The following is a 24,491-nucleotide window of genomic DNA, read 5'->3' on the forward strand; positions in this document are numbered from 1 at the left end:
AGTTCACCTACTTTGCAGTTGTTGTAGCAGCACGAGCGCATCGCTTTTTGCGTGTTCTCCCTGTGCTTCCATACCGATACAAGACGGACAGCCGCTTTCGCAAGAACAATTTACAATTAATTGATTGGTTTGACTTAGCACATCATTCATTTGTTCGTACACTTTGTCACTTAGCCCAATGCCTCCCGGGTATCGATCATATAAGAAGATAGTCGGCTGTTCGTTGTGCACCGCTTTTACCTGAGGCACTACATGTAAATCAGACGGATCGCACATCACCATAAGCGGTGCAATTGACTGAAGGGCATTTGCCACGGAAATGAGCGCTTGTTCCAATCGTTGTTCTTCAGATTCGTAAAACTGTTCTTTTTCAAAGCTTAGCCACACGGCATTTGTATGAAGCTCTTCTTCTGGAAGTGAAATGGGACCTGACCCTATGTTTTCATGCGTCTCAAACTTTATTTTTTTAAATATCGTAGCCATAGCGCTGACCATTACATCGCCATAACCAATTGAATATGTTCTCTCCATCCGTTCTTTATCAGCTTCTAGCACCTTTAAGTTAACCGCTAAGTTTGCATCGGTGAAATAGTCTACATCGACTTCACGAACATACGCTTTTTTCTCATCCCAGTCCAAGTATTCTACCTGATACTGAATGCCTTGATGCAAGTAAATCGCCTCATCATGAAGAAGCGTCATGGCACTAAAGCGATCCATTTCTCCAATTACTTTCACATTTGCAACGTCCGATTGATCAATGATGACAACATTTTCTTGGGATGCAGAACGCAGACTGATATTATGAGCTGGGAACGAATCATTCATCCAGTACCATTTGTCTCCGCTAAAATGAATCACTCGCTCTTCTTGCAAAAACTCCAGCACATCTTCAATTTCTACCCCATCAAATGTTTCTCCCTGCTTAAACGGCAGCTCATAGGACGCACATTTTAAATGATCGACTAAAATAACAAGATTATCAGGATTAATTCGAGCTGTTTCTGGGTTTCTGCTAAAAAAGTAGTCCGGATGCTGAATCATATACTGATCAAGCGGACTTGAACTTGCGACCATCACAATGACGGCTTCTCCGTGACGTCTCCCTGCTCGTCCTGCTTGCTGCCAAGCACTTGCAACCGTGCCTGGATAACCTGTCATCACGCACACCTGCAGCTGCCCGATATCCACTCCTAGCTCTAAAGCATTCGTACTGACTACCCCGTAAATACTCCCCTCTCGAAGTCCTCTTTCTATTTCCCGTCGCTGCTTCGGCAAATATCCTCCGCGGTACCCTTGAATAGACTTATTTTGAAACTGGTTTTTTACGAGCTCCTGCAGATACGTTAAAATAATTTCTACTCGTACTCGGCTTCGTGCAAATACAATCGTTTGAATTTTATTTTTCAAAAACTCTCCTGCAATATTTCGCACTTCAAGCGTAGCACTTCTTCTAATGTTTAACGGTTTATTAACAATAGGCGGGTTATAAAAAATAAAATGCTTGCGGCCGCTAGGCGCTCCGTTGTTATCTACTAACATAACATGAGCTCCCGTTAAATGTTCAGCGAGTTCTTTTGGGTTAGCGATGGTGGCTGATGTACAAATAAAGATAGGATTGCTTCCATAGTAGCGGCAAATTCGCTTTAACCGGCGTATAACGTTGGCTACGTGGCTTCCAAAAACACCGCGGTACGTATGAAGTTCATCAATCACAATGTATTTCAGGTTTTCAAACAGTGATACCCATTTAGTATGATGAGGTAAAATAGCTGAATGAAGCATATCTGGATTCGTAATAACAATATGACCTGCTTTTCTTACCTTTTGACGGATATTTGCCGGAGTATCTCCATCATACGTGTAGCTATTGATTGGCACTTCCATTTCTTCAATGATTTCATTTAATTCACTTTTTTGATCTTGGGCAAGGGCTTTTGTTGGAAACAAATAAAGAGCTCTAGCCTGATCATTCTCCATAATACTTTGGAGTACTGGCAAGTTGTAGCACAATGTTTTCCCCGATGCTGTCGGCGTCACAGCCACAACATTCTTCTTAGCTGTCGCCAAATCAAACGCTGTTTTTTGATGCGTATAAAGCGAACCAATTCCTCGGTTCTCAAGTGCTTGCCGCAGTTTCGTATGCAAAGAAGCCGGAAATGGCGCAGTTTTAGCTTCTTTCTCTTCGATTGTATGCCAATGAACAATATTTTTTTGATATGACGGATTCGTTTGCAAGATATCCATTACTTCTTGTAAGTTTTTTCGTATTCTCATTTTCATCACCTGCTTCTATTTTAACGAATGAACGTTCGATAGAAAACCATAAGTTTTTGTATGTTTTTGGGGGATTCGGACATGGTATTAATACAGTAAATTTTTCAAGGAGATGTTAAAAATGGGAAGCCCTTATCTTTGCCCTAGCTGCAAAACAAATCGAACGCGCTTTAATATTATTGAACAAAATGCAAAACCTGTAAAAATGGACCCAAGAAGCGGAGACGTCGTAGAAGAATACACAAACGATACGCTCGATGCCTTTCACGCTGCTTATAACGGACCGCAAAAACGTATTCAGTGCGGAGCTTGCGGCTTAGTAGAAGATGAGACCATGTTTGTACGACATGCTGAATCCAATAAACTTCAATAAAAAAGGTGAGGCTCTTTGGCCTCACCTTTAATCATGTAAATCTTTATGCTTTTTCTTGATCAAAAAGCAGGCATTCTCATCTAAAAAATTCATGTCTTTTCTTATACAAACATGCTAAAATACCTAAAAAAAGATATGGAGATGATGGTCATGTCATTTCTTCTTTCGCTTTTACCTTTCTCCTTTCTGAAGAAATGTCATTTTCCTTCAGGAAGAGAAGTTAATGAAGATAAAATGTTCGATAAAACGAATGTAGAGATGCTTCAACAGAGAGTCAAGCTAGTTTCACTTGCTCTTGTAGTTTCCTATCCTATTTATATTTATATAGGGTTTTCTTTACTTCAACATGCGGGGACACCTCAGTTTAGACATACACTAATTGGTATTCATTTCACTAGTTTTGCTCTCTCCTCTCTTTATTTATTTTTCTATTATGTTAGTAAGAGAAAAGAACGGTTTGCTAACTACTTAAGCACCATTGTATATGGCTATATATTTTATTACGTATTTGCTGCAGCACTTTCTACTATTAACAGTCAGCTTTTCACAGGTCGCGTAGACGTGTATATGATGCTCTTGATTTCCACAGCTGTTTTATGTCCTATGAAATTAAAACATCTGTGCATCATTTTTATTCCTAACCATCTTTTTTTACTATACGGCTTATCACGATATGTACCAGATTCTTTTTCTCTTATTTCAAAGCAGATCAATACAACTGCAGCAGTTGCTATCGCTTTACTTATTTCGTACATTCTTTATACATACCGTCACAAAGAATATATGAATCATTTACAGCTAAAAGAAAGCGAACGTAATTTTTTTACGCTGTTCAAAATTAATCCCTATCCTTTACTATTAACAAGATTATCCGACCACAAAGTGCTGCTCATTAACAATAAAGCTATTCATTTTTACAATCTTGCTGCTCAAGATCTTGATCAAATAGACGGATTTATAATCTATCCTACTGATGAAGATCGAGAGGAGATTTTAAAACGTCTTCAACAAAAGAAATATGTAAAAAACTACATCCTAGAAGCACGTGAACATGGAGATTCTAAGTGGGTTATGATCAATTATGAATTACTAGAGTATCAAAGCGAAAGCTGCATACTCGCAGGTATTACCGATATAACCGATTTAAAAGCGGTTGAGCATGAATTGAGCTTACACGCTTCAACTGATATGCTAACCGGAATTTTAAATCGAAGAAGCGGAATGGAAAAACTGCAGCTGGAACTGCTGAGAGCTAAAACCAATCATACATCTTTCCTATTATGTTTTATCGATATTAATTCTTTAAAACTAGTAAATGATCAATACGGTCATAGAGAAGGCGACTGGCTTATTAAAACAATAGCAGAATCAATTAGTGGTTATATTAGCAAAGATGATACGCTCTTTCGCTACGGAGGGGATGAGTTTTTATTAATTGCTCCTGAACAAACGGAAGAATACGTACAAGAGCTATGGCAAAATATTAATGAACAGCTAGAAGATAAAAAGAAAGAATTTAATAAGCCATATGCACTGTCTGCGAGTTACGGATTTATTATATGTGCGCCTTCAGACAACACCAACCTAGATACATTAATTCAAAAAGCAGATGCTGCCATGTATAAGCAAAAACATACGCGCGTTTCTTCCGCCTTTAAGTAAATCATCGAAGTTCTTGCGCCATCGATTCGCTAAATAGAATGATCAAGGAATAAATCCGTGCATGGATTACGCATGCACTTTCTTTCTTTGCAAAGAAAAACTATAATAGATGATGCAAGCATTTTACTGATATATGGAAAGGACGTACATATGTTTACAATTAAAGAATATACAGCTGAACAATTGCAGGATCCATTTGGTCTCCTTCTAGGTGAACGCTATGAATTTCATTTATACATTGAGGTAGAAGAAGATGATGAATTATATACGGGCAACGACCTAGCACTACGCTTAGTATATATTAAAGGCAAAGATAACACTTCTATTGCCCAAACTCATTTTTACGAAGTTTCAACAAATAAAGTATTAGACTTCGACCTTGAAGAAGAGGAAGAAGAAGCTGTAAAAGAGTTTTGCGGGAAGCACTTACCTTCAGAGGAAGGTACAAATAACGAGGAATAATTAAAAGAGACTGGGACAAACGTATTTTAGTTGAAGGAAAATCCGAACGATGAATCGAGATTCTTGGTGGAGAATCAAACTCGTTCGGATTTTTTCATTGGTAGAGTGAACATAGGTTTTATGTATGTAACTGCTTCTAGCTGTTGTGTAAAAAACGATCCCTACTAGCTCATTTATCTCATTTGTTCGTCTGTAGATTGAATTGATTGCGTTATGTCCAATCCTCATTTTTGATTTCGTTTTTCCATTAGCTTTTTAACTACTTCTTTTGGCTCCCAGCATGTAAACTGATAAGAAGGACGGGTTTCATAGCCCAGTCTTTTGCATCGATATTTCATTCCCTTATCCAATTTAATACTTTGAAAATGTTGACATGTGGCACAGCAATGAAATGAACTCATGCCTTCCCTTCTTCCCTACTTTAATCTATTTTCTTAATCATACAAATAAAACAAATTTGTATAAAAAAAGCTGCCTGTCGGCAGCTTTCATATGTAGCGTTGAATTATAATTTTACAACATTCTCCGCTTGAGGTCCACGTTGACCTTCAACGATTTCAAATTCAACTTTTTGGCCTTCTTCTAATGTTTTGAAGCCTTCAGATTGGATAGCTGAAAAATGAACGAATACGTCATTTTCGCCTGGTACTTCGATAAAACCGAAGCCCTTTTCACTGTTAAACCATTTTACTGTACCTGTAGTAGCCATGTAAAAAACCTCCAAAAAATGTAAAAAATTTAATATGTTACTCTATATTTACATTTATACCGTAAATAAAAAATTCACATATTATAAAAGAGACCTACGCGAAGTAGATCTCCTTTATAACAAGTGAATTTTCACTAAATCTAATTCGAGTGTATGGTCAAACGTAGTATTCATTACATTTATTAAATTTGGTTGCGTTTACATTATACTATACCTATATGTAAAATGCAAATATTTGGCCATTCTTAGCATATGGCTCAGCCGTTTTGCAAAATATTGATCTTCCTTACGTCAACATGTTATCAATATGGGCGTCGATAATTTCTTTTCGTTTATTTTGCAGGGTCTCAAATAATAACTTAGCTTCTTCTGAAGTTAGTGCAAACGTTGTTGTTTCTTCATGGTTTTCTTCTTTTGTATGAAGCACAAATATGCTTTGTTGAATTCCACTCATACATATTCCTCCTTTTTCGATAGTATAGGCTTTTTTATATTTTTCATGTATGCTTCACACGTTTTTAACAAATTATAAGAAAGGTTAAAACTTATAAGGAGTGATACTATGAAGAAATCGTTTTTGTTTGTTGTAGGCTGCATGACGACCCTTTCTTTATTCGGCTGCAGCACAGCAGATCAAGGTAAAGATGGCGTCATTGATGATGATACAGTCCGCAACGTCACATATGAAAATGGAAACAATAAAACGAAAATGAATGACGTGAACGATACGCAAGATGTACAGCGTAACGAAAAAGAACAATATAACCAGTCGGGCGGAATGAGAGTAGCCGATGTGGCGGCTGATCGTATCGTAGCATTAAAAAACGTTAAAGATGCTAACGTAATCGTAACCGATCATACAGCTTACGTAGCAGCTGTATTAGACGATAACAAAGAAGGTAATCTCACAAAAGATATGGAGCATAAGATCGCACATGAAGTGAGAAAAGCTGACGGCAGTGTTCATCGAGTGTTTGTATCAACAAACCCTGACTTTGTAAACCGTATGAACGGATATGTAGACAAGCTTCAAACCGGCAAACCAGTCTCTGGACTGTTTGATGAGTTTTCAGAAGTTGTTCGCCGCGTATTCCCGAACTCACACTAATATACATGAATGTTAAAAGAGCATTTTATAAAATGCTCTTTTCATTTTACCTATTGCATAAAATATTGCATAAAAAATGCGCTTATAAATTTCTGAATATTTTTATTTTACTTTATTTTGAAAACGTTTTCATTTCTATAATATAAAGGCTTAGGGGATTTTAGACTTAGGTAATTTACGGTTTTGTGGGTTGATAGTAAGGGAAAAGTTTGTTAGTTTTAGAAACCATAAGATGTTTGCATGGCGAGCACTGCTCGTTTCATGCATAAAAAATGCATAAAGGGGAGATTTGGTGGATATTGGTGTTTATATTTCACTGGGCATTTATTTTGTAGGAATGCTTGGAATAGGATGGTATGCCTACACAAAAACAACTCAGGACGTATCGGGTTACATGCTAGGCGGACGTGGACTAGGTCCGGCCGTTACTGCGCTTTCAGCTGGCGCTTCAGATATGAGTGGATGGATGTTAATGGGGCTTCCAGGATCCATGTATGTGACAGGTCTTTCAAGTTTATGGCTTGCAGTAGGTTTATCTATTGGTGCTTATTTAAATTATTTAATCCTCGCTCCGCGTCTTCGCACTTATACGGAAGTAGCGAATGACTCCATTACAATTCCAGACTTTTTTGAAAATCGCTTTGGCGACCATGCCAAGATTCTTCGAACCGTATCAGCGATTGTTATCTTTATTTTCTTCACTCTTTACACTTCAGCTGGTATGGTATCAGGCGGACGATTATTCGAATCGGCATTTGGTTTGAATTACCAAATCGGACTGTTTATAACGGCTGCTGTCGTTATTGCCTACACTCTGTTCGGCGGTTTCTTAGCCGTTAGTTTAACAGATTTTGTGCAAGGCGTTATTATGTTCATTGCCCTCGTTTTAGTGCCCATTGTAGCCTTTACTGACTTAGGCGGCGTTGGAACAACAATAAATATTGTTAAAAATATCGATCCAACCTACCTTGATTTATTTAAAGGGACAACCGTAGTAGGGATTATTTCTTTCTTAGCCTGGGGGCTCGGCTACTTTGGTCAACCTCATATTATCGTTCGATTTATGGCGATTTCTTCTATTAAAGAATTAAAGCCTGCTCGTCGTATCGGTATGGGCTGGATGATCCTATCAATCGTTGGTGCTATGTTAACCGGTCTTGTTGGAATTGCTTATGTGGATCAAACTGGGATGAAACTTGGGGATCCTGAAACAATCTTTATTAAATTTGCTGATGTTTTATTTAATCCATTAATTACTGGATTTTTATATGCAGCTTTATTGGCCGCAATTATGAGTACTATTTCTTCTCAACTGCTTGTAACGGCAAGCTCTGTTACAGAAGACTTTTATAAAACATTTTTCCGACGCAAGGCCTCTGACAAAGAGCTTGTAACGGTTGGAAGAGCTGCGGTTTTAGGTGTTGCAATTATTGGCATTTTGCTTTCTTTAAAACCTAGTGATACGATTTTAGGACTGGTTGGATATGCTTGGGCTGGATTTGGTTCAGCTTTTGGTCCTGCTATTTTACTAAGTCTTTACTGGAAACGTATGACTCGATGGGGAGCACTTGCAGGGATGATTGTAGGTGCTGCTACAGTATTAATTTGGGTAAATACTCCATTGAAGGATGCCCTTTACGAAATGATTCCTGGATTTTTCTTAAGCTTACTGGCTGTTATTGTAGTAAGTCTGTTAACAAAAAAGCCTTCAAAAGCTGTAGAAGATCAATTTAGAAACATGGAAAGCGTATTAGAACAGCATACAAAATAGTAAAAAAAGTACACAAGTCGTAACTTGTGTACTTTTTGCTTTTAATGCAAGCCATGTTGTCATATATATGTACTAAAGACAGATTAAGGAGGGTTTTTACATGCAACATTCTTATTTCCCTTACGAACCTACACAGCAACTGCGCGTAGATACACAAAATAGAGAAATTAAAGTAATTGGTGAAGGAAGTGTTTCAGCAGTTCCAAATGAAATTTCCATGACGATTGGAACCCGCACGGAAAACCGAGACGTTCAAGAAGCCTTAAAAGAAAATTCAGCTGTTTCAAATACTTTGCTGCAAGAAATAAAAAAACTTGGAATCAATGACCAGCAAATTGAAACAGCTTCGTTCACCATAAATCCTAAATATGATTACAGTGATGGAAAATCGACTCTTACTGGATACGAAGTACAGCACTTATTTAGAGTAAGAGTACAAGATGTAAAACAAGCTGGCGATGTCTATAACGCTACTTTTTCAAGCGGAGCCAACGTAGCGCAAGATCTTCAATTCCACGTTACAAATGATGATAAATATGAACAAGAAGCGATAAGTAAAGCTTTGCTTAACGCTAAAGAAAAGGCCTTTACCATTGCCAACACGCTGCAGCTCCCTATTAACCAAATCCCCATTTTAATCGAAGAAGGCCCCGTCTATCAGTCATCTGGCTCCTCGCCTAAGTTATTAGCAGCCTCTCCCCCTATTCAAGCTCAGTTCTTGACTGTATCTGCTTCTGTAAAAGTTACGTACACGTATTAATACTTATGGTAAACTATAGATTATTATAATGAAGAAACTAATCTAAAGGAGCTCTTTGCACAATGACTTCTGAACATTTACTAGCAGCTTATCAAACCCTATGGTTGAACCGTTCGTTCGCTTCTAAACAAGCCATGACAAGTGAAGATCAGCTTCACGAAGCCATTATGAAGGATTTAAAAGATGAAATGACTCATCCACGCGTCCGGCAAACACCGTATGTAAAATATCACCTTGGCATAAAAAGAATTCTAAACAGCAGTCTTTCCTCTGATGAAAAAGTTGCGCTTACGTCCCTATACACAAACCTTTTAGATAGCTGTATATAACGGATATCAATCTAGTGTAAAGACGAACAAATGGGATAAAGGAACTGAACCGCTAGAAGCAACGAAATAGATGAAACCTACGTTCACCGTGACAACAAAAAACAAGAACTATTAATCAGTAATTTTGATTAATAGTTCTTGTTTAACTTTAACTACAATACTTTTGTCCCAGTCTCTTTTCTTTATTTAATTAACGCCTTTTCTTCTAAGCTTTGAAAAACAGCGTTAAAGTCTTGCTTCAAATCCTCAAATTCCTCTAACCCTACTGAAAGGCGAAGAAGTGAATCAGTAATTCCTTTTTCTTCACGCACTTCTTTTGGGATACTCGCATGAGACATTGTTGCAGGATGCGTTAGAATGGATTCAACTGCACCTAGACTAACGCCAATTGAAGCCAATTTGACTCCTTGTAAAATATGTCGCGCTACTTTTTCATCCTGTACTTGGAAAGAAATCATAGCTCCGTATCCATTTGCTTGTTCTGAAATCAGTTTGTGGTCCGGATGGCTTTTTAAGCCCGGGTAGTATACACGGCTCACTAGAGATTGTTCTTCAAGCCACTCTGCAAACTGCAGCGCTGTTTTTAACTGCTGATCTAAACGAACTTTTAATGTCTTAATTCCTCGAAGCAGTAAAAAACAATCCTGCGGTCCTAAGATAGCACCAAAAGCATTTTGTACAAACTTTACTTCTTCTGCTAGCTTTTCATCGCTTACCACAACTAGACCGCCAATGACGTCACTGTGACCGCTGATATATTTTGTAGCACTATGAATCACAATATTTACACCAAGGTCAATCGGCTGCTGTAGATAAGGTGTTAAAAACGTATTATCCACAATTGTAAGGAGGTTGCGCTCCTTCGCCAAACTTGCTACTGCTTTAATATCCGTTACCTGTAAAAATGGATTTGAAGGGCTTTCGATATAAATAGCCTTCGTATCTTTTGTGATAGCTTCTTCTACTTTCTCAGCCTTCGTTGTATCAACAAAAGTTGTTTTGATACCAAACTTTGAAAATAACCGTGTTAATACACGATATGTCCCGCCGTACGTATCATGTGAAACTAAAATTTCATCCCCTGATTCAAAAATAGATAACACCGATGAGATAGCAGCCATACCTGATGAAAAAGCAAAACCAGCGTATCCATTTTCTAGCTGAGCAATGGTGTTTTCTAAAGCCTCACGAGTTGGATTTCCTGAACGAGAATAGTCATAGCGGCCGTTGTTCGTCTCATCTTCTTGGTTAAATGTAGATACCTGATAAATAGGTACGTTAACCGCTCCAAAATGACCGTCAATTCCTGTATTTGCATGAATTAAGTTCGTACCAAATCTATGTTTATTATTGTTGGTATGCATCAAATGCCTCCTTCAAATCTTTAATTAAATCATCTGCGTGCTCAATTCCAACTGATAATCGCAGTAAACAGTTTGTTACTCCGACACGATTTCGAATTTCTTCCGGAATATCAGCATGTGTTTGACGAGCTGGGAATGTCATTAAACTTTCCACGCCTCCTAAGCTTTCTGCAAATGTAATAACTTTGACATTTTCTAAAAGTACTGACACGATGTCAGGGTGTGAGACAGCAAAAGAAATCATGCCTCCAAATCCAGTTGCTTGTTTCTTCATGATTTCATAGCCTGGATGTGTTTCAAGACCAGGGTAATACACTTTTTCCACGAGATCATGAGCAGTAAGCCAATTTGCAATTTTCAGTGCGTTTTCATTATGCTTTTCCATACGAAGCGCTAGTGTTTTAACACCGCGTAATAACAGCCAGCTATCCTGTGGACCTAAGATTGCCCCAGCTGCATTTTGATAAAAACGAATCTTCTCTCCTAAGCTACTACATCGAGCCACTACAAGACCAGCAACTACATCATTATGACCCCCAATGTATTTGCTTGCACTATGTATCACAATATCTGCTCCAAGCTCTAAAGGACGCTGATAATAAGGGGACATGAAGGTATTGTCAACGATGGTAAGCAAATCATGCTGTTTAGCTAACGCAATTGCTTCTGGCAAATCAGTCACGTGCATCATTGGATTCGTAGGTGTTTCAATAAATAAAGCTTTTGTGTTGGGACGAAGCGCATCTTTTACTTGCTCGAGATGGGCTGTGTTGACGTACGAAACAGTAATTCCTTGCTCTGAAAAGATTTCATTTAGTACCCGGTACGTTCCTCCGTATAAATCCTCTGATACAATTAAATGGTCTCCGTTTTTAAATAGTGCTAAAACTGCCATTACACCCGCCATCCCTGAAGCGAATGCTACTCCTACTTCTCCTTTTTCCAAAGCAGCAATTGCTTCCTCCAATGCTGTACGAGTAGGGTTTGCCGTACGTGCATAGTCAAATCCTGTACTTTGCCCTAAAGCAGGATGAGCAAATGTTGATGCTTGGTAAATGGGTGTTGTAATAGAACCTGTTGAAGGGTCACGACCTACTCCTGAACGAACTAATAAAGTTTCAATTTTCATCTATTTCTCTCCTTAACTCAAAATAAAAAACACTCTTCACAGATGAAAGAGTGTTCGTTTATACACGATTTCTCTCATCTGTTAGAACAATACTGATGTTCCACAGGAATTAGCACCGTTCAAATGAATGTTTCATTTGATGGTTGCCGGGCATCGCAGGGCCAGTCCCTCCGCCACTCTTGATAAGAGTTCTATATAATTGTTAGTGGTTAACGTTTGTTGTTAATAACTTTAATAAAGATTTTCTTTATTGTCAACATAATTTTCTAAAAAATTTAAATCATCTCATTTGTTTATTCAATATACTTGTCCTGATAAGCACATAAAAAAAAGAGACGAAAGCGAGGTCTCTTTTTCTAAGGCAAGTGCACAGATTTTACGTGAGCTAACTTCCAATACACACTTTCTCCATTTGCCGTAATTAGTTCAACAATATTATTAGAAACTTCTTTAAGTACGCCAATTTTTTCTGATTGATCCCCTAAATCTAATACGACCAGTTGATTTTCATATTTTTTAAGCTGCTCTTCAAAGTTTCTGACAAAAGGTGCAGAGGCGGGCCTTACTGGGAGCTCTTTGTCACTTAAAGAATAAGGGGTCAACTCATTGCTGTAAGGGGTAAGCCATTTCAAATGATGCAGAGAAACAAAGACATTTTTATACACTGGAGAATAAAACACAAGATAATCATTCAGCACGCTTGTGATATAGCCATGCAATGATTTCCCTCCCGTTACATAAATTTCAATAAATTTCCCTTTTGCCTGCTGTAAAATATTACGATAAGAAATCCGCTGACTTTCTTCTATTAAGTTCTCTTCTATTTCACGTAAAACCGTATAGTCTTCTTCCGATACTTCCCGCAAACGATGCATGTGTAAAAGAGGAATATACAAATAATCATGTCCATTATACAAAACCATAATATCTAATCCAAGATCAATAAGTCTGCCAACAAATGTCGTTTTACCTGAAATATCTAACTCCACAATTTTATCGATATAATGATTCATACTCATACTCATTCTCCTCCTTTTTTCTATATGATAGAAAAGGTGCTTTATAAGCACCTTTTATGTTCCATTTCATCATGCTTTCCAACGATAATTTTTCGTTTTAATAACTTTCTCGGCCGGTGCTGAAGAGCGTGAATCCGTACGGCGTCTTCCTGAGCGATCGCCTGTGCGTCCTCCCGTACGGCGTCCTTGAGAGCGATTGTCTGTGCGTCCACCTGTGCGGCTTCCCTTACGTCCGCCCGTGCGACTTCCTGTACGTTCTTCTGTAGACTTTGCAGCTTCAGTCTCTCCATTTCCTTCTGTTTCTTCATTATTATTTTGATTGTTATCGTTTTGCTTAAAAGCCCCTTTTGCTCCTACACAAATGGTTTTAACGTGTCTTGGCTGTAAGCGTAATACTTGATTATTCTGCACAAGTGTAAATGTACCATTTCGGCTTTGTACTAACACGCCCTCTACAGCTTCAGGTCCTCCATTATTGATTGATACCCATTTATGAGAAAGGTGGGCAAAAAGATCGTTAAAGCTTTTGGATTTCATATATTCTGGTTCTTGGCTCACTAAGAGTTCATTTGCAGATTGATTAGCTTGATCTCCATTGTTGTTTTGATATTCACTCACACTCTTAACGTGTTCAGTATTAATATAGATGACACCGTCGTCCTCTGTGAGCAATACTATATAAGCAGATTCAAATGAACCTAAGACATCAAGAAGCTGACCTGCTTTTTTCTCAGGTCCACCTTGGTTAACCTGCACATATTTAGTTTTCATCAATGATAAAGTTGTAGCAAAAGTTTTTCCTCGATATAACTCTAATTCTGTGCTAATTCCAGTAAACGTTTGTGCCGAATTTGACATAGTATCTTCAGTAATACTTTTTACATGTGCTAAGTGATAATATACAAGTGTATATTCTTGTTGATTATTATTTTGGTTATTTTGGTTGTTTTGGTTGTTATTTTCACCATTATTGTTATTATTGTTATTGTTGCTTTCCACTGCTAAGATTAAATAATCTGATTGCACGTCAACCAAATAACCTGTTTTAGATTCAGGTCCTCCACGATAAACGGTCACCACTCTTCCTTTTAGGGGTTTGAAGTGAGAAGAATAGCCTTTATCAGGCATTTGTGTATTTTGGCTGCGTTTTTGGCTTGATTTTTGGCGTGGATTTTGATTTTGCCCTTGTTCTTGGCCATAGTAATAGTTACTCATTGTTTTTCCTCCTTATTAGTTATCCTTATTGGTCATTCATACTGTATATATACGTATCATGTACAGCTATTGATTTCCTGCATTTGCCTATTATTAACAAAATCCACTGTTGCCTATAAATTGCCTATAAATCTATCTCTTTTTAAAGAGTCAAAAGGTTATTTTCAATATACGCTGTTCGTTCTTTTATAAAAGACAGCATAAATTCGGGTTCTTTATAAAATTGTTCCAAGTTATCTTTTACGTAAGGATCTTTTAATACATAGGGAGCAATATACTCATGCAGTTGATAAATGATTGGTTTCATGCATTCTGTTGTAAATTGATTATTTAGAACATTGTTCATTTTTTGAATATATCGCTTTTTAATGCTGTTCACCGCCAGTAAGCGAGCCGTAAGCGTATTAAATCCTTGTGCACGGACATAGTCTCCTTCCATTACTTTTCCATTTACATCTCTTCCCCAAGTTGCATCATAATCCCATGGAATCAGTTCAAAGCGCCCGCTTTCATGATTTAGATAGAGGGCATAGTTATGGACAAAACCGTCGTAATTCTGCATACAAATAATACCGACTAACCAAGATAAGTAGCGGTCGACGTTCAGATACTTCTCAATATTCTGTTCGAATTCCGTATTTGTCCACGTATTAAGATTAAATATAAACTTTTCTAATTTTTCCTCATCCCCTTCTTTCACTGCTTTATCTTCATATCCAGATAACAAAGTTGTTTTCGGCCTTTTATCCAAATCGCTCATCAAAGAAAAATTAGCATCTCCGTCCACTGCATAAAATATGGATCCATCCGCTAAATTTCTTTTTTTCAAAAATAGTTCATCTACCGATTCGAGCTGAAGATATATCCCTTCATTTTTCCCATTAATCTTAAGAGTGACAAACTGAGAGTGAGGAGATAAAACGTCTAAAGAGGAGAAAAAATCGAGGGACAATTTGTTGCGCATAAGTGATGGATCTTTGTATTCGGCGTTTAGGTGTATTTCTTTGGCGCGCTGAAATATTTTTGGAGAATAAAATTCAATATAATATGACTTTTTCTTCATCTTCCGAATATGGGAGCCTCTTAGCAGCAAATCAATATCGTAGCGTTTTTTGTTAAACTTCATCGTTGCCTGAACCGCTTCTTCTGACCAAATATCTCTTTGCATTTCTTTTAAATCTTTTACATTCACAAACAGAGCGTATTGAGGGATTTCTTTTTGCTTCATTATTCGACCACCTTTCTTCAATTATTAAAGTATATGAAGGGTAAATTCTCCATGATACCCCACCGCATCAACTATTTGTGCAAACTCCACTTTTGACTCATATCAAGGACAAGCATCAGTGCGTATTCTATTAATGCAAGACCTAGTCCAATTGACAAGGAGGTTTTTGTATTGCATATTACAGCTGAAAAAATTAAAGAGGCTGCTGAAGCTCTAGAATGTACAGAATTAAAATCTTTTATGTTTCAAGAGCCAACTGCCGGTCCACTAACAAGAAAGCGTCGCTCTTCTCGTAGCACTCGCCGTTCTACCCGCGGCTCTCGTCGTTCTACTCGCCGCTCTCATCGTTCTACTCGCCGCTCTCATCGTTCTACTCGCCGCTCTCGTCGTTCTACTCGCCGCTCTCGTCGTTCTACTCGCCGCTCTCGTCGTTCTACTCGCCGCTCTCGTCGTTCTACTCGTCGCTCTCGTCGTTCTACTCGCCGCTCTCGTCGTTCTACTCGCCGCTCTCGTCGTTCTTAATTTCTCTAAACATTCATCTTTATTGAAAAAAAACGCCGAAGAACCATGAGTGTCTTCGGCGTTTTTTTCCACTTATAGAACAAGCACATTTGGAAATATACTAAGATGCGATGTTATTCATTTTACATAGAGAAGGAGAGGTTTTATGAAAAAAAGCAAGCATCAAATTTCAACTTCATCAACAACAGATGTCGAAGAAGTTAAACGTTTAAATGCTCAGTCTGGATTAACTTACAATGAAGTATTTACACTTCTTGGAGAAACCTATTTGAAAAATCAAAAGAAAAAATAATAAGCAGGGACTAGAAAACACCTTCTAGTCCTTATACTTTGAAAATCCCGGAAAACCCTTTTACTAGGGATGTTAATTGGTTCATGGCTCCCATCATCTGCCCCGCAGTATTCATCATCTTGTTCATATCGTAATTGCCATCACTCGATTTAAACTGAGACATTAATGACTGAAATTGAGAAGGCTGAGGCTTTTGTTGCTGAGCTTTAGGGTATGGATTAAAAGGCGCACCTGCATTATTGTACAGGGGCTGCTGGTACATTCCGTTCATATAGGGAATTTGCTGAGGACCAAAAGGCATTTGTTGCTGAGCGTACGGATGTTGCGGCATATAAGCTTCCGTCCATGGCTGCTGATGATACTGCGGAAATGGATGTACCTGACTTAAATCAAAACGTTCTGGTTGATGTTGCTCATAATACGGATAATGCTTACTTGTATACATGCAAAATCAATACCTCCTTTTCAATATTACATAATATATAGTATGTATGCAGAAATAAGAGGTGACGTTCGTCTACTTGTACTTTTGGAAAACACATTCAAAAATATGTAGGTTTCTGTCGAAAGTTTAAATTTTTCAAAAAAACGAGATTATTTAAATATATGGTACGATAAGAACAAGTGATACTACGATACGTAGTGGCACAAATGGGGATTAGGAGGGAATTTACATGTATGTGAACGAACTTCAAGAAGCTTTTATTGCGGTGAAACAGTATGAGCCGCAGTCAAGTAATGAATTACTCGATTTTGCTCAGCAGCAGTATTTAAAAGGTTTTTTAACTCCTATGAATTACAAAGCCGCTGTACGTGAACTCGAACAAATTGGAGCTACTAAGCCCGATTTTAGTGCACAAGATGATTAATTTTTTTACTACCACCGAGAAATCGGTGGTTTCTTTGTTTCCTATAAAGTGGACACATACTTCTTTTTTGACTTGTTTATACTATAAAAGCTTTAACGTAGTATTCAATAAAGGAGGTCTATCTCATGAGTCGTGGAAAACATTTTGATCATAAAAAGCAAGGCCAAAGTGCAGCAACTAAAACAAATAACGCCGTTGCTTCTAAACATACTGAAAAAGTTGATTATCATATCGATACAGTCGCTTCACAAGATCACCCAGCTGTTTCTATCCAATCTCAAAAAGATTTTGATTAACTTTTTGATTGATATGATAAAAAGAGGCTGGGACATAACAAAATGAATCCAATCTTGAGACGAACAAATGGGATACATGAGCTGAACCGCTTATGACACCGCAGTTGATTTCCAATCAACTGCTAGAAGGAACAAAACAAATGAAACCTATGCTTCTCATCAAAAAAAACGAACTACGAATCAAAAATTTTGATCGATAGTTCGTTTTTCATTTCGTGTAAAATACTTTTGTCACAATCTCATACATAGAAAATCCCCACCTTATAAGTCTCAACGGAAGGCCGGGATTAATTATTCAATATCGACTCGAGCACATACTTATTTGAGTGATACATCTTTTTAAATCGCTTTTCTCGCGTCTCGGGATAAAACGACTGTAGTACAACGTTTTGTAAATTTTCTTTTAACGTCTCTACTTGATTAACATGAATATATTTTGGTCGCTCTTTCTTCAGCCATTCCGTTACGAGACTAGCCCATTCATCAAGTTCTTTGAAGAAAATATCTCCATAAGGCTTTACTTCTTCAAAAAATTTCACTTCATAATTTTCTTCCTGTTGAATAGACGCTAATCGTTCTACAGCTACTTCATTATATTGAAACATGATCTCCGTACTTTTTTTCACATCTTCATTCATCGTTATTCGTCACCTCTACGATGACTATTGTAACATAAACAGTCTTTATACTGTATGAAGAACCATTTCTCTTCGGCTTCTATTCCATTCTGTTTCGGAAGGCATGCTTTCATACACAGCTACTTCAATTTCTTGCAGTGATTGGTCAATGCGATGAACTTGTTCCATATATGTTTCTTCACAATGTGTAAATGCTTCATTTATAGATGTAGACATCGTTTTATCCACTAAATCTACTTGCTCTAGTAAGCTATCTAATAAAGTCATCATTTCGCTTGTTTTAACCATACTTTGTTTCATCGCCATCCCTCCAAATTTTCCTTTGCATAACGTATTCTCTCTTTTCTTCATTGTCCCTTCACACATGACAAAACTAGTTTCTATTCGTCAAAGAAAGATGTTTTCGACATTTTCATTTATGGTGAATCGAAAGTGAACATATTGAAAACACTAGTATAGACATTTCAGCTAAGCAGATACATTCCGCTGCTGAACGTTTATTACAACATGATAGGAGGTGCCTAGATATGGCCAACAAACAGCAAAAATCACAGCCTAAAAATAAGCCTGAAACAAAAACCTACGGTGATCCTAAAAAGTTAAACGGTCCTAACCAGCCTTCTACTTAAGAACAAAACGGTCACTTGTGACCGTTTTTATTTACATTAAATACTTGCGCTACTTTCATTAATATATACAGCTGTTTTTGCTTTTGAAGATACCACTTTGTAAAATGAACTTTCTTTGGAAAAGACGGCTTTTTCATGAGCTTTTGTTCCTCTTTTTTCTTTAAAAACCACTCTTCTCTCTTCTTTTCATGATGTCTGATAGCCGGATACACCTTTCGAAGAGCAGGTGTACGGCAACTGGTTTTATTCACAAAATACTGCTCATAATCGTATCTCGAACCCGTATGCTTTGTTTTCAAAGAAAATTCATAAAACAAGGGATAATACTTTTCATGAAATAATAAAGCCGCTAATTTCTTCCCCAAATCAATCCGATTATTTACTTTTGTAAAATCATGAACAGAACAACCGTATAATTCCCCTTTTGTAGTAGGAAAAAGGACGGAACTAAAGTGGAATATATCTTGAAAAAAAAACAGCGTACTTTTAAACACTCTATCTTGATAAAAAGGTTGTTCAATAACGGGCTGTTGAATGACATGCTGCTCATTCACAATTAACGCATGAATAAGCTGCAGTTCACAAGGTCTGTGCATAAATTGTCTCCACTTCTCTTCGATAAAAGATGAAACATTTAAATAGGGAAGTAAATGCACGTAAGAGACATGTTTTTTACGTGAAACAGCATACAATAGTAATTGTGGGAAGACATCTTTAAAAATAAGCCAATTTGCTCTTTCATACGTCAAAAATAATAAATCGCGCGTTTGCTTTGATAACGCTTTTTTCATGTTTTCCCCTTGCAAATCACACATATTCCATCCTGCGTTTCGTGACACCATACTTGCGAGAAATGCCCACTTTACTTCAGGATATCTATGATAAAAAGTTGCATAAGCCTGGGTTCTTGATATATTATCAATATTCAGCTTGTCTGTGGTTTTTTTAATCGCCGTCAACAGCGCTTGTTCCGAACTATTGAGTGACATCTCTTCATCTTCTTTCATCTATTTTTATTTGTAGGATTTGGTATAATAGAATTTGTTTGTTTAATAGATTTACACTAAAGGAGTGATGGTTATGATTCGCTATCCTAACGGAAAGGCCTATAAGCCATTGAATACCAGCAGTCCTTCCCCTAAAAAGCTAGAAGCTAGCTATAGCAATCGTGGTATGACGCTGGAGGACGATTTAAACGAAACAAACGAATACTATGTTTCAAAAGGAATAGCCATTGTTCACAAAAAACCAACCCCTGTTCAAATTGTAAAAGTAGACTATCCGAAGAGAAGTGCCGCTGTTATTAAAGAAGCTTATTTTAAACAGGCTTCTACTACAGACTATAATGGAGTCTATAAAGGAAAACACCTTGACTTTGAAGCAAAAGAAACGAGAAATAAAACCTCATTTCCGCTGCGTAATTTTCATGAACATCAAATTGAACATATGAAGCAAATTGTGAAACAAAACGGGATTTGTTTCGTTATATTAATGTTCTCTACTTTACAAGAAATATACTTGTTCGAAGCACAGTTCCTTTTTCCTTATTGGGATGCCATGAAAAAAGATGGACGAAAATCAATCCCTAAGGCAGATATTGAAAAAAAAGGACATTTCATCGAACTTGGTTACCATCCGAGAATCGATTACATAAAAACTATAGATAAATTATACTTTTAAGAGTATGATATATATGTTTACGGAAATCATTCTCTTACAATGCGTTGAAAGGTAGGAGTTTTTATGTCAGATAATTATCGCTCTCGTGAAGAACGACGAAGAGCTTTGAATGACAACAAACCAGAAGGTAAATCTCAAGGAAAACCGAAAAAGAAGAAAAAAGGAGGCCTATTTCGTAAAATTGTTGCCGCAGTTTTACTGATAGGAATCATCGGGCTCATTGCCGGAGTGGGAACTTTTTTTGCTATGATAAGCGATGCTCCAAAAGTTGATGACTCGGTATTAAAAAACTCTTTTTCATCTAAAGTATATGCAAACGATGGAAAGACAGTTGTAAAAGAAATTGGAGCTCAAAAACGTACATATGTGCAATACGATGAAATCCCTCAAGTCGTCAAAAACGCATTTATCGCTACGGAAGACGTTCGTTTTTATAAACATCACGGCGTCGACTTTTACCGAATTGGCGGAGCATTAATGGCGAACTTTAAAAACGGCTTCGGTGCTGAGGGCGGTAGTACGATTACTCAGCAAGTGGTAAAGAATTCGTTCTTATCACCAAAGAAGACGGTTAAACGTAAAGTACAAGAAATGTGGTTAGCTTACCAGCTTGAGCGTAAATATTCCAAGCAACAAATTCTTGAAATGTATTTAAACAAAATATATTTCGCATCAGGTGAAGTATACGGTATTGAACGAGCAGCTGAGAAATTTTACGGAGTTAAAAGCGTAAAAGATTTAACTCTTGATGAAGCTGCTATGTTGGCAGGCTTACCAAAAGCGCCAACTACTTATAACCCAGTTACAAACCCAGAGAATGCTACTAAACGCCGTAACACAGTATTGAACTTAATGGCTAAGAACGGCTTCATTACACAAGCCGAGGCAGACAAAGCAAAACAAGTAGATGTACAAGCTCACTTAGCTAAACAAACTGAATCAACATCTAAGTACGATGTATTTATTGATCAAGTAATCGAAGAAGTAAAAAAGAAAACAGACGCAGATCCATTTTCTGCGGGCTTAGAAATTTATACAACGCTTGACACTAATGCTCAGGACTATGTGGATGATGTGATGAATAACAAAGTAGTCAACTTCCCGAATGATAAATTCCAAGCAGGTCTTGTCGTTGTAGATAATGAAACAGGCGGTATTCAAGCAATTGGAGGCGGACGTAATCGTGTGTCAGGCGGCTTAAACTTTGCAACAAATATGAGACGCCAGCCCGGCTCAACCATTAAACCGATCTTAGATTACGGCCCAGCGATTGAGAACTTAAAGTGGTCCACTGGACAACCGATAAAAGATGAAGAATATCATTATTCAAACGGCACACCAATCCGAAATTTCGGACGCAATTATAAAGGGTGGGTTTCAGCGCGTGAAGCTTTAGGACGCTCACTGAACATCCCTGCTTTAAAAGCGTTTCAAGCAACCGGGGCAGACAAAGCAAAAGAGTTTGCTACTGGCCTTGGGCTAAAATTAGACGAAGAAGATGGCGAAGCTTATTCTGAATCTTATTCTATCGGAGGCTTCCGTACAGGTGTTACACCGCTACAAATGGCTGGAGCCTATAGCGCTTTTGCAAATGAAGGTATGTACAATGCACCTCATACAGTGACAAAGGTAAAATTCCCAGATGGAACAGAAATTGATTTAACACCAAAATCAAAACGCGCAATGCAAGATTACACGGCATTTATGATGACGGACATGATGAAATCTGTTGTAAACGAATCATATGGTACAGCTCGTGCTGTTCGTACACCTGGATTAGAAATTGCGGGTAAAACCGGAACTTCAAACTTTAGTGCTGACGAGAAAAAACGATACAACATTCCAGACGCTGGTGAAAAAGACGTTTGGTTTAATGGGTTTACGCCAAACTATACGATTTCCGTATGGACAGGCTATGAAACTGCTAAAGACGGCTATATTTTAAGTCCTAATGAAACAGGCATGGCAAAAAATATCTTTAAGCATGTTATTACTCATATTTCTGAAGGCAAACCTAAAGGAAGTTTCAAGCAGCCGGACAGCGTAGTTGAACGTTCCGTGGAAAAACCAACGGGCAAAGACTTAAAACGCCCAAGCGGCTCTACTCCTTCGAGCTTAATTACTAAAGAATACTTTGTACGCGGTACTGCACCGACAAAAGTATCTCAAACGTTTGTGAAGAAAGAAAAAGAAGAAAAGAAAGAAGATAAAAAAGAGGACATAAAAGAGAAAAAAGACAATAAAGATGTGAAGCCAAAAATTACTGCTTCGTATAGCGGAGGAGCAATTTCAGTTAACTGGTCAGCGTCAAACGCAGCCAGTGATACGACCTTTACAGTCACAATGTCATCTCCTAACGGTTCTGAACAACTCGCATCTGGCGCAGGAGCCGGTGGAAAAACAATTTCCAACCCAGCACCAGGCGCAACGTATAGTTTCACCGTAACAACAAATACGGGCGAAAGCGCTAGTTCTTCTGTAAAAGTCCCTGATTCATCAGATCAAGCTACCGAAGATGATTCTACTAAGCCTGAAGATGACGGAACAACGGACGATAATCAAAATGAAGACAATAGCAACACTGATCAAAACAACGGCTCTGATCAAGGGGACGATTCATCTACTCAGCCGGATGATAACCAAAACAACAATAATGGCAGCAATAACGGCGGTAACAATAGCGGCAATACCGATAATAACAATAATAACAATAATGATAGCGGCAATGCTAACGATGGTAACAGCGGCAACAACAGTAATAACGGAGGCACAACAACTCCTCCAGCAGACAACGGTGGAAGTGACTCAGGAAGTCAGACACCACCAACAACCCCTGCTACACCATCGACGCCGTCAACACCTGCTACACCGCAGCAAGAGCCAACAACTGAAAATTAACGTAGCAGTAAAAAGCCCCTACACGTGTAGGGGCTTTATTTCTTGTGAAGAATAAGCATTTTTGCATACTGCTTACGTAGCTCATTAAATAACTCTGTCAGCTGAATATACGCTTGATAAGAAGAAACTCGCTGCAGCAAAAACATAAGTCTCTCAGCACAGTTAATAGGCTTATAGATTAGGTCCGCTATATCTTCTTGCAGCCGATTTAAACGCCGAACGGGCTGTCCGTTAATCCAAAACAGTAAACTAATATACATAGCAGCAGCTTGTTTCATACAAGGGGCTGCTTCTTTTGCTTTTCGCAGAGAAAAAAGCGTATACAGTTCTTCCCTTTGAGTTTCCCACTTTTCAAAAAATGGCCGTATGTTCTTTTGAACATCCCTCCAAGGTGTTTTCGTTTCTTTATGTACATCGTATAAAATATCATAAGCAAAATAATTTTTTCCACCCACTTCAAGAATCCGGTCTTCTTTTGAATAGAATGGTTCGCATATGAAATGTGACGGCACTTCAATCGGTAACATCTGTCTTCTTCTCTCTTCCTTTCATTCGTTTCTTTCCTTCTCGGCAAAGATCAAGAAGCGGGCAGACATGACATTGAGGAGACTGTGCTTTACAGTGATAGCGTCCAAAAAAGATAAGTCGATGATGCGTGACTGACCATTCATCTTTCGGAACTTTTCTCATTAGCGTTTTTTCTACTTCCAAAACAGAATCTTTCCACCTGCAAATCCCAAGGCGTTTACTTACACGTTCTACATGCGTATCTACTGCTATTGACGGTACTCCAAAAGCTACGGATACAACAACATTAGCCGTCTTACGCCCTACTCCTGGAAGATTGGTCAGCTCATCACGATCTGTTGGAACTTCTCCTCCATACTCATCAATGAGCATACGGCAGAGCTTTTGAATATTTTTAGCTTTGTTTCTATATAAGCCGATTGATCTAATATCTTGCTGCAGCTCTTCTAACGAAACGGCTAAATAGTCTTCAGGCGTTTGATATTTTTTGAATAAATCCGCTGTTACGCGGTTGACTAGAGCATCTGTGCACTGAGCAGATAACGCCACAGCAATGACTAAATCAAAGGGATTCCGATGATTTAACTCACAGTGGGCGTCAGGAAACATTTCCGCCATAGCATCTAGGCACTGTCTGATTTGTTTTAACGTTAACATACTAGTTCTCCTTCTCCTTACAGGTAGTTCCCTCCTATTTTACAATAGGGTTCCTGTCAAATGCTACTTTTGTCCA

29 protein-coding genes and 1 riboswitch are annotated in these 24,491 nt (G+C 38.0%); of the genes, 14 read left to right on the forward strand and 15 right to left on the reverse strand.

From position 1 onward, the window contains the following. Window positions 1-3: 3 nt before the first annotated feature. A complete protein-coding gene (locus ACFX4G_RS17125; protein ID WP_377575853.1) occupies window positions 4-2,277 on the reverse strand; it encodes a DEAD/DEAH box helicase in 2,274 nt (757 codons plus the stop codon). 121 nt (window positions 2,278-2,398) lie between these two features. Here ACFX4G_RS17125 and ACFX4G_RS17130 point away from each other — a divergent pair, with 121 nt between their 5' ends. The 3 genes from ACFX4G_RS17130 (at window position 2,399) to ACFX4G_RS17140 (ending at window position 4,774) form a co-directional block, all read left to right on the forward strand. Beyond that, window positions 2,399-2,650, forward strand: coding sequence for a hypothetical protein (locus ACFX4G_RS17130; protein ID WP_013056134.1), 252 nt, complete (start codon window positions 2,399-2,401; stop codon window positions 2,648-2,650). A 150-nt stretch (window positions 2,651-2,800) separates the two neighbouring features. Further along, window positions 2,801-4,312 (forward strand): sensor domain-containing diguanylate cyclase, encoded by a 1,512-nt coding sequence (locus ACFX4G_RS17135; protein ID WP_377575856.1) that lies wholly within the window; start codon window positions 2,801-2,803, stop codon window positions 4,310-4,312. Window positions 4,313-4,462: 150 nt separating this feature from the next. After that, window positions 4,463-4,774 (forward strand): DUF6509 family protein, encoded by a 312-nt coding sequence (locus ACFX4G_RS17140; RefSeq protein ID WP_043980580.1) that lies wholly within the window; start codon window positions 4,463-4,465, stop codon window positions 4,772-4,774. A 224-nt stretch (window positions 4,775-4,998) separates the two neighbouring features. Here ACFX4G_RS17140 and ACFX4G_RS17145 read toward each other — a convergent pair whose 3' ends face one another. The 3 genes from ACFX4G_RS17145 to ACFX4G_RS17155 all read right to left on the reverse strand — a co-directional run bounded on the left by ACFX4G_RS17145 (window position 4,999) and on the right by ACFX4G_RS17155 (window position 5,937). Then, window positions 4,999-5,175: a hypothetical protein gene (locus ACFX4G_RS17145; RefSeq protein WP_165575379.1), complete on the reverse strand. Its 177-nt coding sequence runs from the start codon at window positions 5,173-5,175 to the stop codon at window positions 4,999-5,001. Between the two features lie 104 nt (window positions 5,176-5,279). Further along, on the reverse strand, window positions 5,280-5,483 hold the full coding sequence (locus ACFX4G_RS17150; RefSeq protein ID WP_013056130.1) for a cold-shock protein: 204 nt from the start codon (window positions 5,481-5,483) through the stop codon (window positions 5,280-5,282). A 286-nt stretch (window positions 5,484-5,769) separates the two neighbouring features. Then, complete coding sequence (locus ACFX4G_RS17155; protein WP_013056129.1) at window positions 5,770-5,937, reverse strand: hypothetical protein; 168 nt, start codon at window positions 5,935-5,937, stop codon at window positions 5,770-5,772. A 108-nt stretch (window positions 5,938-6,045) separates the two neighbouring features. On the opposite strand from ACFX4G_RS17155, the gene ACFX4G_RS17160 reads away from it, so the two are divergent. From ACFX4G_RS17160 to ACFX4G_RS17175, 4 genes are all read left to right on the forward strand, one after another. Then, window positions 6,046-6,591, forward strand: coding sequence for a YhcN/YlaJ family sporulation lipoprotein (locus ACFX4G_RS17160; protein ID WP_377575859.1), 546 nt, complete (start codon window positions 6,046-6,048; stop codon window positions 6,589-6,591). A gap of 292 nt (window positions 6,592-6,883) precedes the next feature. Continuing rightward, the gene (gene putP / locus ACFX4G_RS17165; RefSeq protein ID WP_097823970.1) at window positions 6,884-8,362 is read left to right on the forward strand and encodes a sodium/proline symporter PutP; all 1,479 of its coding nucleotides are present in this window, start codon (window positions 6,884-6,886) and stop codon (window positions 8,360-8,362) included. A 100-nt stretch (window positions 8,363-8,462) separates the two neighbouring features. Continuing rightward, on the forward strand, window positions 8,463-9,122 hold the full coding sequence (locus ACFX4G_RS17170) for an SIMPL domain-containing protein (protein WP_377575864.1): 660 nt from the start codon (window positions 8,463-8,465) through the stop codon (window positions 9,120-9,122). Window positions 9,123-9,184: 62 nt separating this feature from the next. Beyond that, window positions 9,185-9,451, forward strand: a complete 267-nt coding sequence (locus tag ACFX4G_RS17175) for a hypothetical protein (RefSeq protein WP_013082344.1) — start codon at window positions 9,185-9,187, stop codon at window positions 9,449-9,451. Between the two features lie 182 nt (window positions 9,452-9,633). Here the strand turns inward: ACFX4G_RS17175 and ACFX4G_RS17180 are convergent, their stop codons facing one another. The 5 genes from ACFX4G_RS17180 to ACFX4G_RS17200 all read right to left on the reverse strand — a co-directional run bounded on the left by ACFX4G_RS17180 (window position 9,634) and on the right by ACFX4G_RS17200 (window position 15,406). Continuing rightward, window positions 9,634-10,815, reverse strand: coding sequence for a trans-sulfuration enzyme family protein (locus ACFX4G_RS17180; RefSeq protein WP_377575867.1), 1,182 nt, complete (start codon window positions 10,813-10,815; stop codon window positions 9,634-9,636). Next, the gene (locus ACFX4G_RS17185; RefSeq protein ID WP_034653411.1) at window positions 10,799-11,944 is read right to left on the reverse strand and encodes a trans-sulfuration enzyme family protein; all 1,146 of its coding nucleotides are present in this window, start codon (window positions 11,942-11,944) and stop codon (window positions 10,799-10,801) included. Before ACFX4G_RS17185 ends, ACFX4G_RS17180 begins: the two co-directional genes overlap by 17 nt. 71 nt (window positions 11,945-12,015) lie before the next feature. Further along, a riboswitch (SAM riboswitch) is annotated at window positions 12,016-12,133 on the reverse strand. Between the two features lie 167 nt (window positions 12,134-12,300). Further along, complete coding sequence (locus ACFX4G_RS17190; RefSeq protein ID WP_377575870.1) at window positions 12,301-12,963, reverse strand: DUF2642 domain-containing protein; 663 nt, start codon at window positions 12,961-12,963, stop codon at window positions 12,301-12,303. Window positions 12,964-13,032: 69 nt separating this feature from the next. Then, a complete protein-coding gene (locus ACFX4G_RS17195; protein WP_483879942.1) occupies window positions 13,033-14,091 on the reverse strand; it encodes a spore coat protein in 1,059 nt (352 codons plus the stop codon). Between the two features lie 229 nt (window positions 14,092-14,320). After that, window positions 14,321-15,406, reverse strand: coding sequence for a CotH kinase family protein (locus ACFX4G_RS17200; protein WP_377575876.1), 1,086 nt, complete (start codon window positions 15,404-15,406; stop codon window positions 14,321-14,323). Between the two features lie 171 nt (window positions 15,407-15,577). Here ACFX4G_RS17200 and ACFX4G_RS17205 point away from each other — a divergent pair, with 171 nt between their 5' ends. Beyond that, the gene (locus ACFX4G_RS17205) at window positions 15,578-15,928 is read left to right on the forward strand and encodes a CotG/ExsB N-terminal domain-containing protein (RefSeq protein ID WP_377575879.1); all 351 of its coding nucleotides are present in this window, start codon (window positions 15,578-15,580) and stop codon (window positions 15,926-15,928) included. 145 nt (window positions 15,929-16,073) lie between these two features. Then, window positions 16,074-16,220, forward strand: coding sequence for a hypothetical protein (locus tag ACFX4G_RS17210; protein ID WP_016763466.1), 147 nt, complete (start codon window positions 16,074-16,076; stop codon window positions 16,218-16,220). 31 nt (window positions 16,221-16,251) lie between these two features. On the opposite strand, the gene ACFX4G_RS17215 is transcribed toward ACFX4G_RS17210, so the two are convergent. Beyond that, complete coding sequence (locus ACFX4G_RS17215) at window positions 16,252-16,665, reverse strand: YppG family protein (RefSeq protein ID WP_053487029.1); 414 nt, start codon at window positions 16,663-16,665, stop codon at window positions 16,252-16,254. Between the two features lie 229 nt (window positions 16,666-16,894). Here ACFX4G_RS17215 and ACFX4G_RS17220 point away from each other — a divergent pair, with 229 nt between their 5' ends. Then, window positions 16,895-17,089, forward strand: coding sequence for a YppF family protein (locus ACFX4G_RS17220; protein ID WP_013056115.1), 195 nt, complete (start codon window positions 16,895-16,897; stop codon window positions 17,087-17,089). 125 nt (window positions 17,090-17,214) lie between these two features. After that, entirely contained in the window at window positions 17,215-17,385 is a 171-nt protein-coding gene (locus ACFX4G_RS17225) for a hypothetical protein (protein WP_013082336.1), read from the forward strand. Between the two features lie 287 nt (window positions 17,386-17,672). Here ACFX4G_RS17225 and ACFX4G_RS17230 read toward each other — a convergent pair whose 3' ends face one another. Together ACFX4G_RS17230 and ACFX4G_RS17235 are read right to left on the reverse strand one after the other, a co-directional pair. After that, window positions 17,673-18,023, reverse strand: a complete 351-nt coding sequence (locus ACFX4G_RS17230; protein WP_013056113.1) for a YppE family protein — start codon at window positions 18,021-18,023, stop codon at window positions 17,673-17,675. 45 nt (window positions 18,024-18,068) lie between these two features. Beyond that, window positions 18,069-18,323 (reverse strand): hypothetical protein, encoded by a 255-nt coding sequence (locus tag ACFX4G_RS17235; protein ID WP_013056112.1) that lies wholly within the window; start codon window positions 18,321-18,323, stop codon window positions 18,069-18,071. A 227-nt stretch (window positions 18,324-18,550) separates the two neighbouring features. On the opposite strand from ACFX4G_RS17235, the gene ACFX4G_RS17240 reads away from it, so the two are divergent. Continuing rightward, window positions 18,551-18,652: a hypothetical protein gene (locus ACFX4G_RS17240; RefSeq protein WP_016763465.1), complete on the forward strand. Its 102-nt coding sequence runs from the start codon at window positions 18,551-18,553 to the stop codon at window positions 18,650-18,652. An 11-nt stretch (window positions 18,653-18,663) separates the two neighbouring features. Here ACFX4G_RS17240 and ACFX4G_RS17245 read toward each other — a convergent pair whose 3' ends face one another. Next, window positions 18,664-19,659 carry a DUF2515 family protein gene (locus tag ACFX4G_RS17245; protein WP_377575882.1) on the reverse strand — a complete coding sequence of 332 codons (996 nt, stop codon included), beginning with the start codon at window positions 19,657-19,659 and terminating at the stop codon, window positions 18,664-18,666. Window positions 19,660-19,732: 73 nt separating this feature from the next. Here ACFX4G_RS17245 and recU point away from each other — a divergent pair, with 73 nt between their 5' ends. Together recU and ACFX4G_RS17255 are read left to right on the forward strand one after the other, a co-directional pair. Further along, entirely contained in the window at window positions 19,733-20,332 is a 600-nt protein-coding gene (gene recU / locus ACFX4G_RS17250) for a Holliday junction resolvase RecU (protein WP_014460963.1), read from the forward strand. Window positions 20,333-20,395: 63 nt separating this feature from the next. After that, complete coding sequence (locus ACFX4G_RS17255; RefSeq protein ID WP_377575885.1) at window positions 20,396-23,230, forward strand: transglycosylase domain-containing protein; 2,835 nt, start codon at window positions 20,396-20,398, stop codon at window positions 23,228-23,230. Between the two features lie 35 nt (window positions 23,231-23,265). On the opposite strand, the gene ACFX4G_RS17260 is transcribed toward ACFX4G_RS17255, so the two are convergent. Together ACFX4G_RS17260 and nth are read right to left on the reverse strand one after the other, a co-directional pair. Further along, window positions 23,266-23,757, reverse strand: coding sequence for a YpoC family protein (locus ACFX4G_RS17260; RefSeq protein WP_377575888.1), 492 nt, complete (start codon window positions 23,755-23,757; stop codon window positions 23,266-23,268). Continuing rightward, window positions 23,744-24,415, reverse strand: a complete 672-nt coding sequence (gene nth / locus ACFX4G_RS17265) for an endonuclease III (RefSeq protein ID WP_043979488.1) — start codon at window positions 24,413-24,415, stop codon at window positions 23,744-23,746. The genes ACFX4G_RS17260 and nth overlap by 14 nt, the downstream gene beginning before the upstream one ends. Between the last annotated feature and the right edge of the window lie 76 nt (window positions 24,416-24,491).

The organism is Priestia sp. YIM B13486 (genome assembly GCF_042787865.1).
Classification (GTDB): domain Bacteria; phylum Bacillota; class Bacilli; order Bacillales; family Bacillaceae_H; genus Priestia; species Priestia megaterium.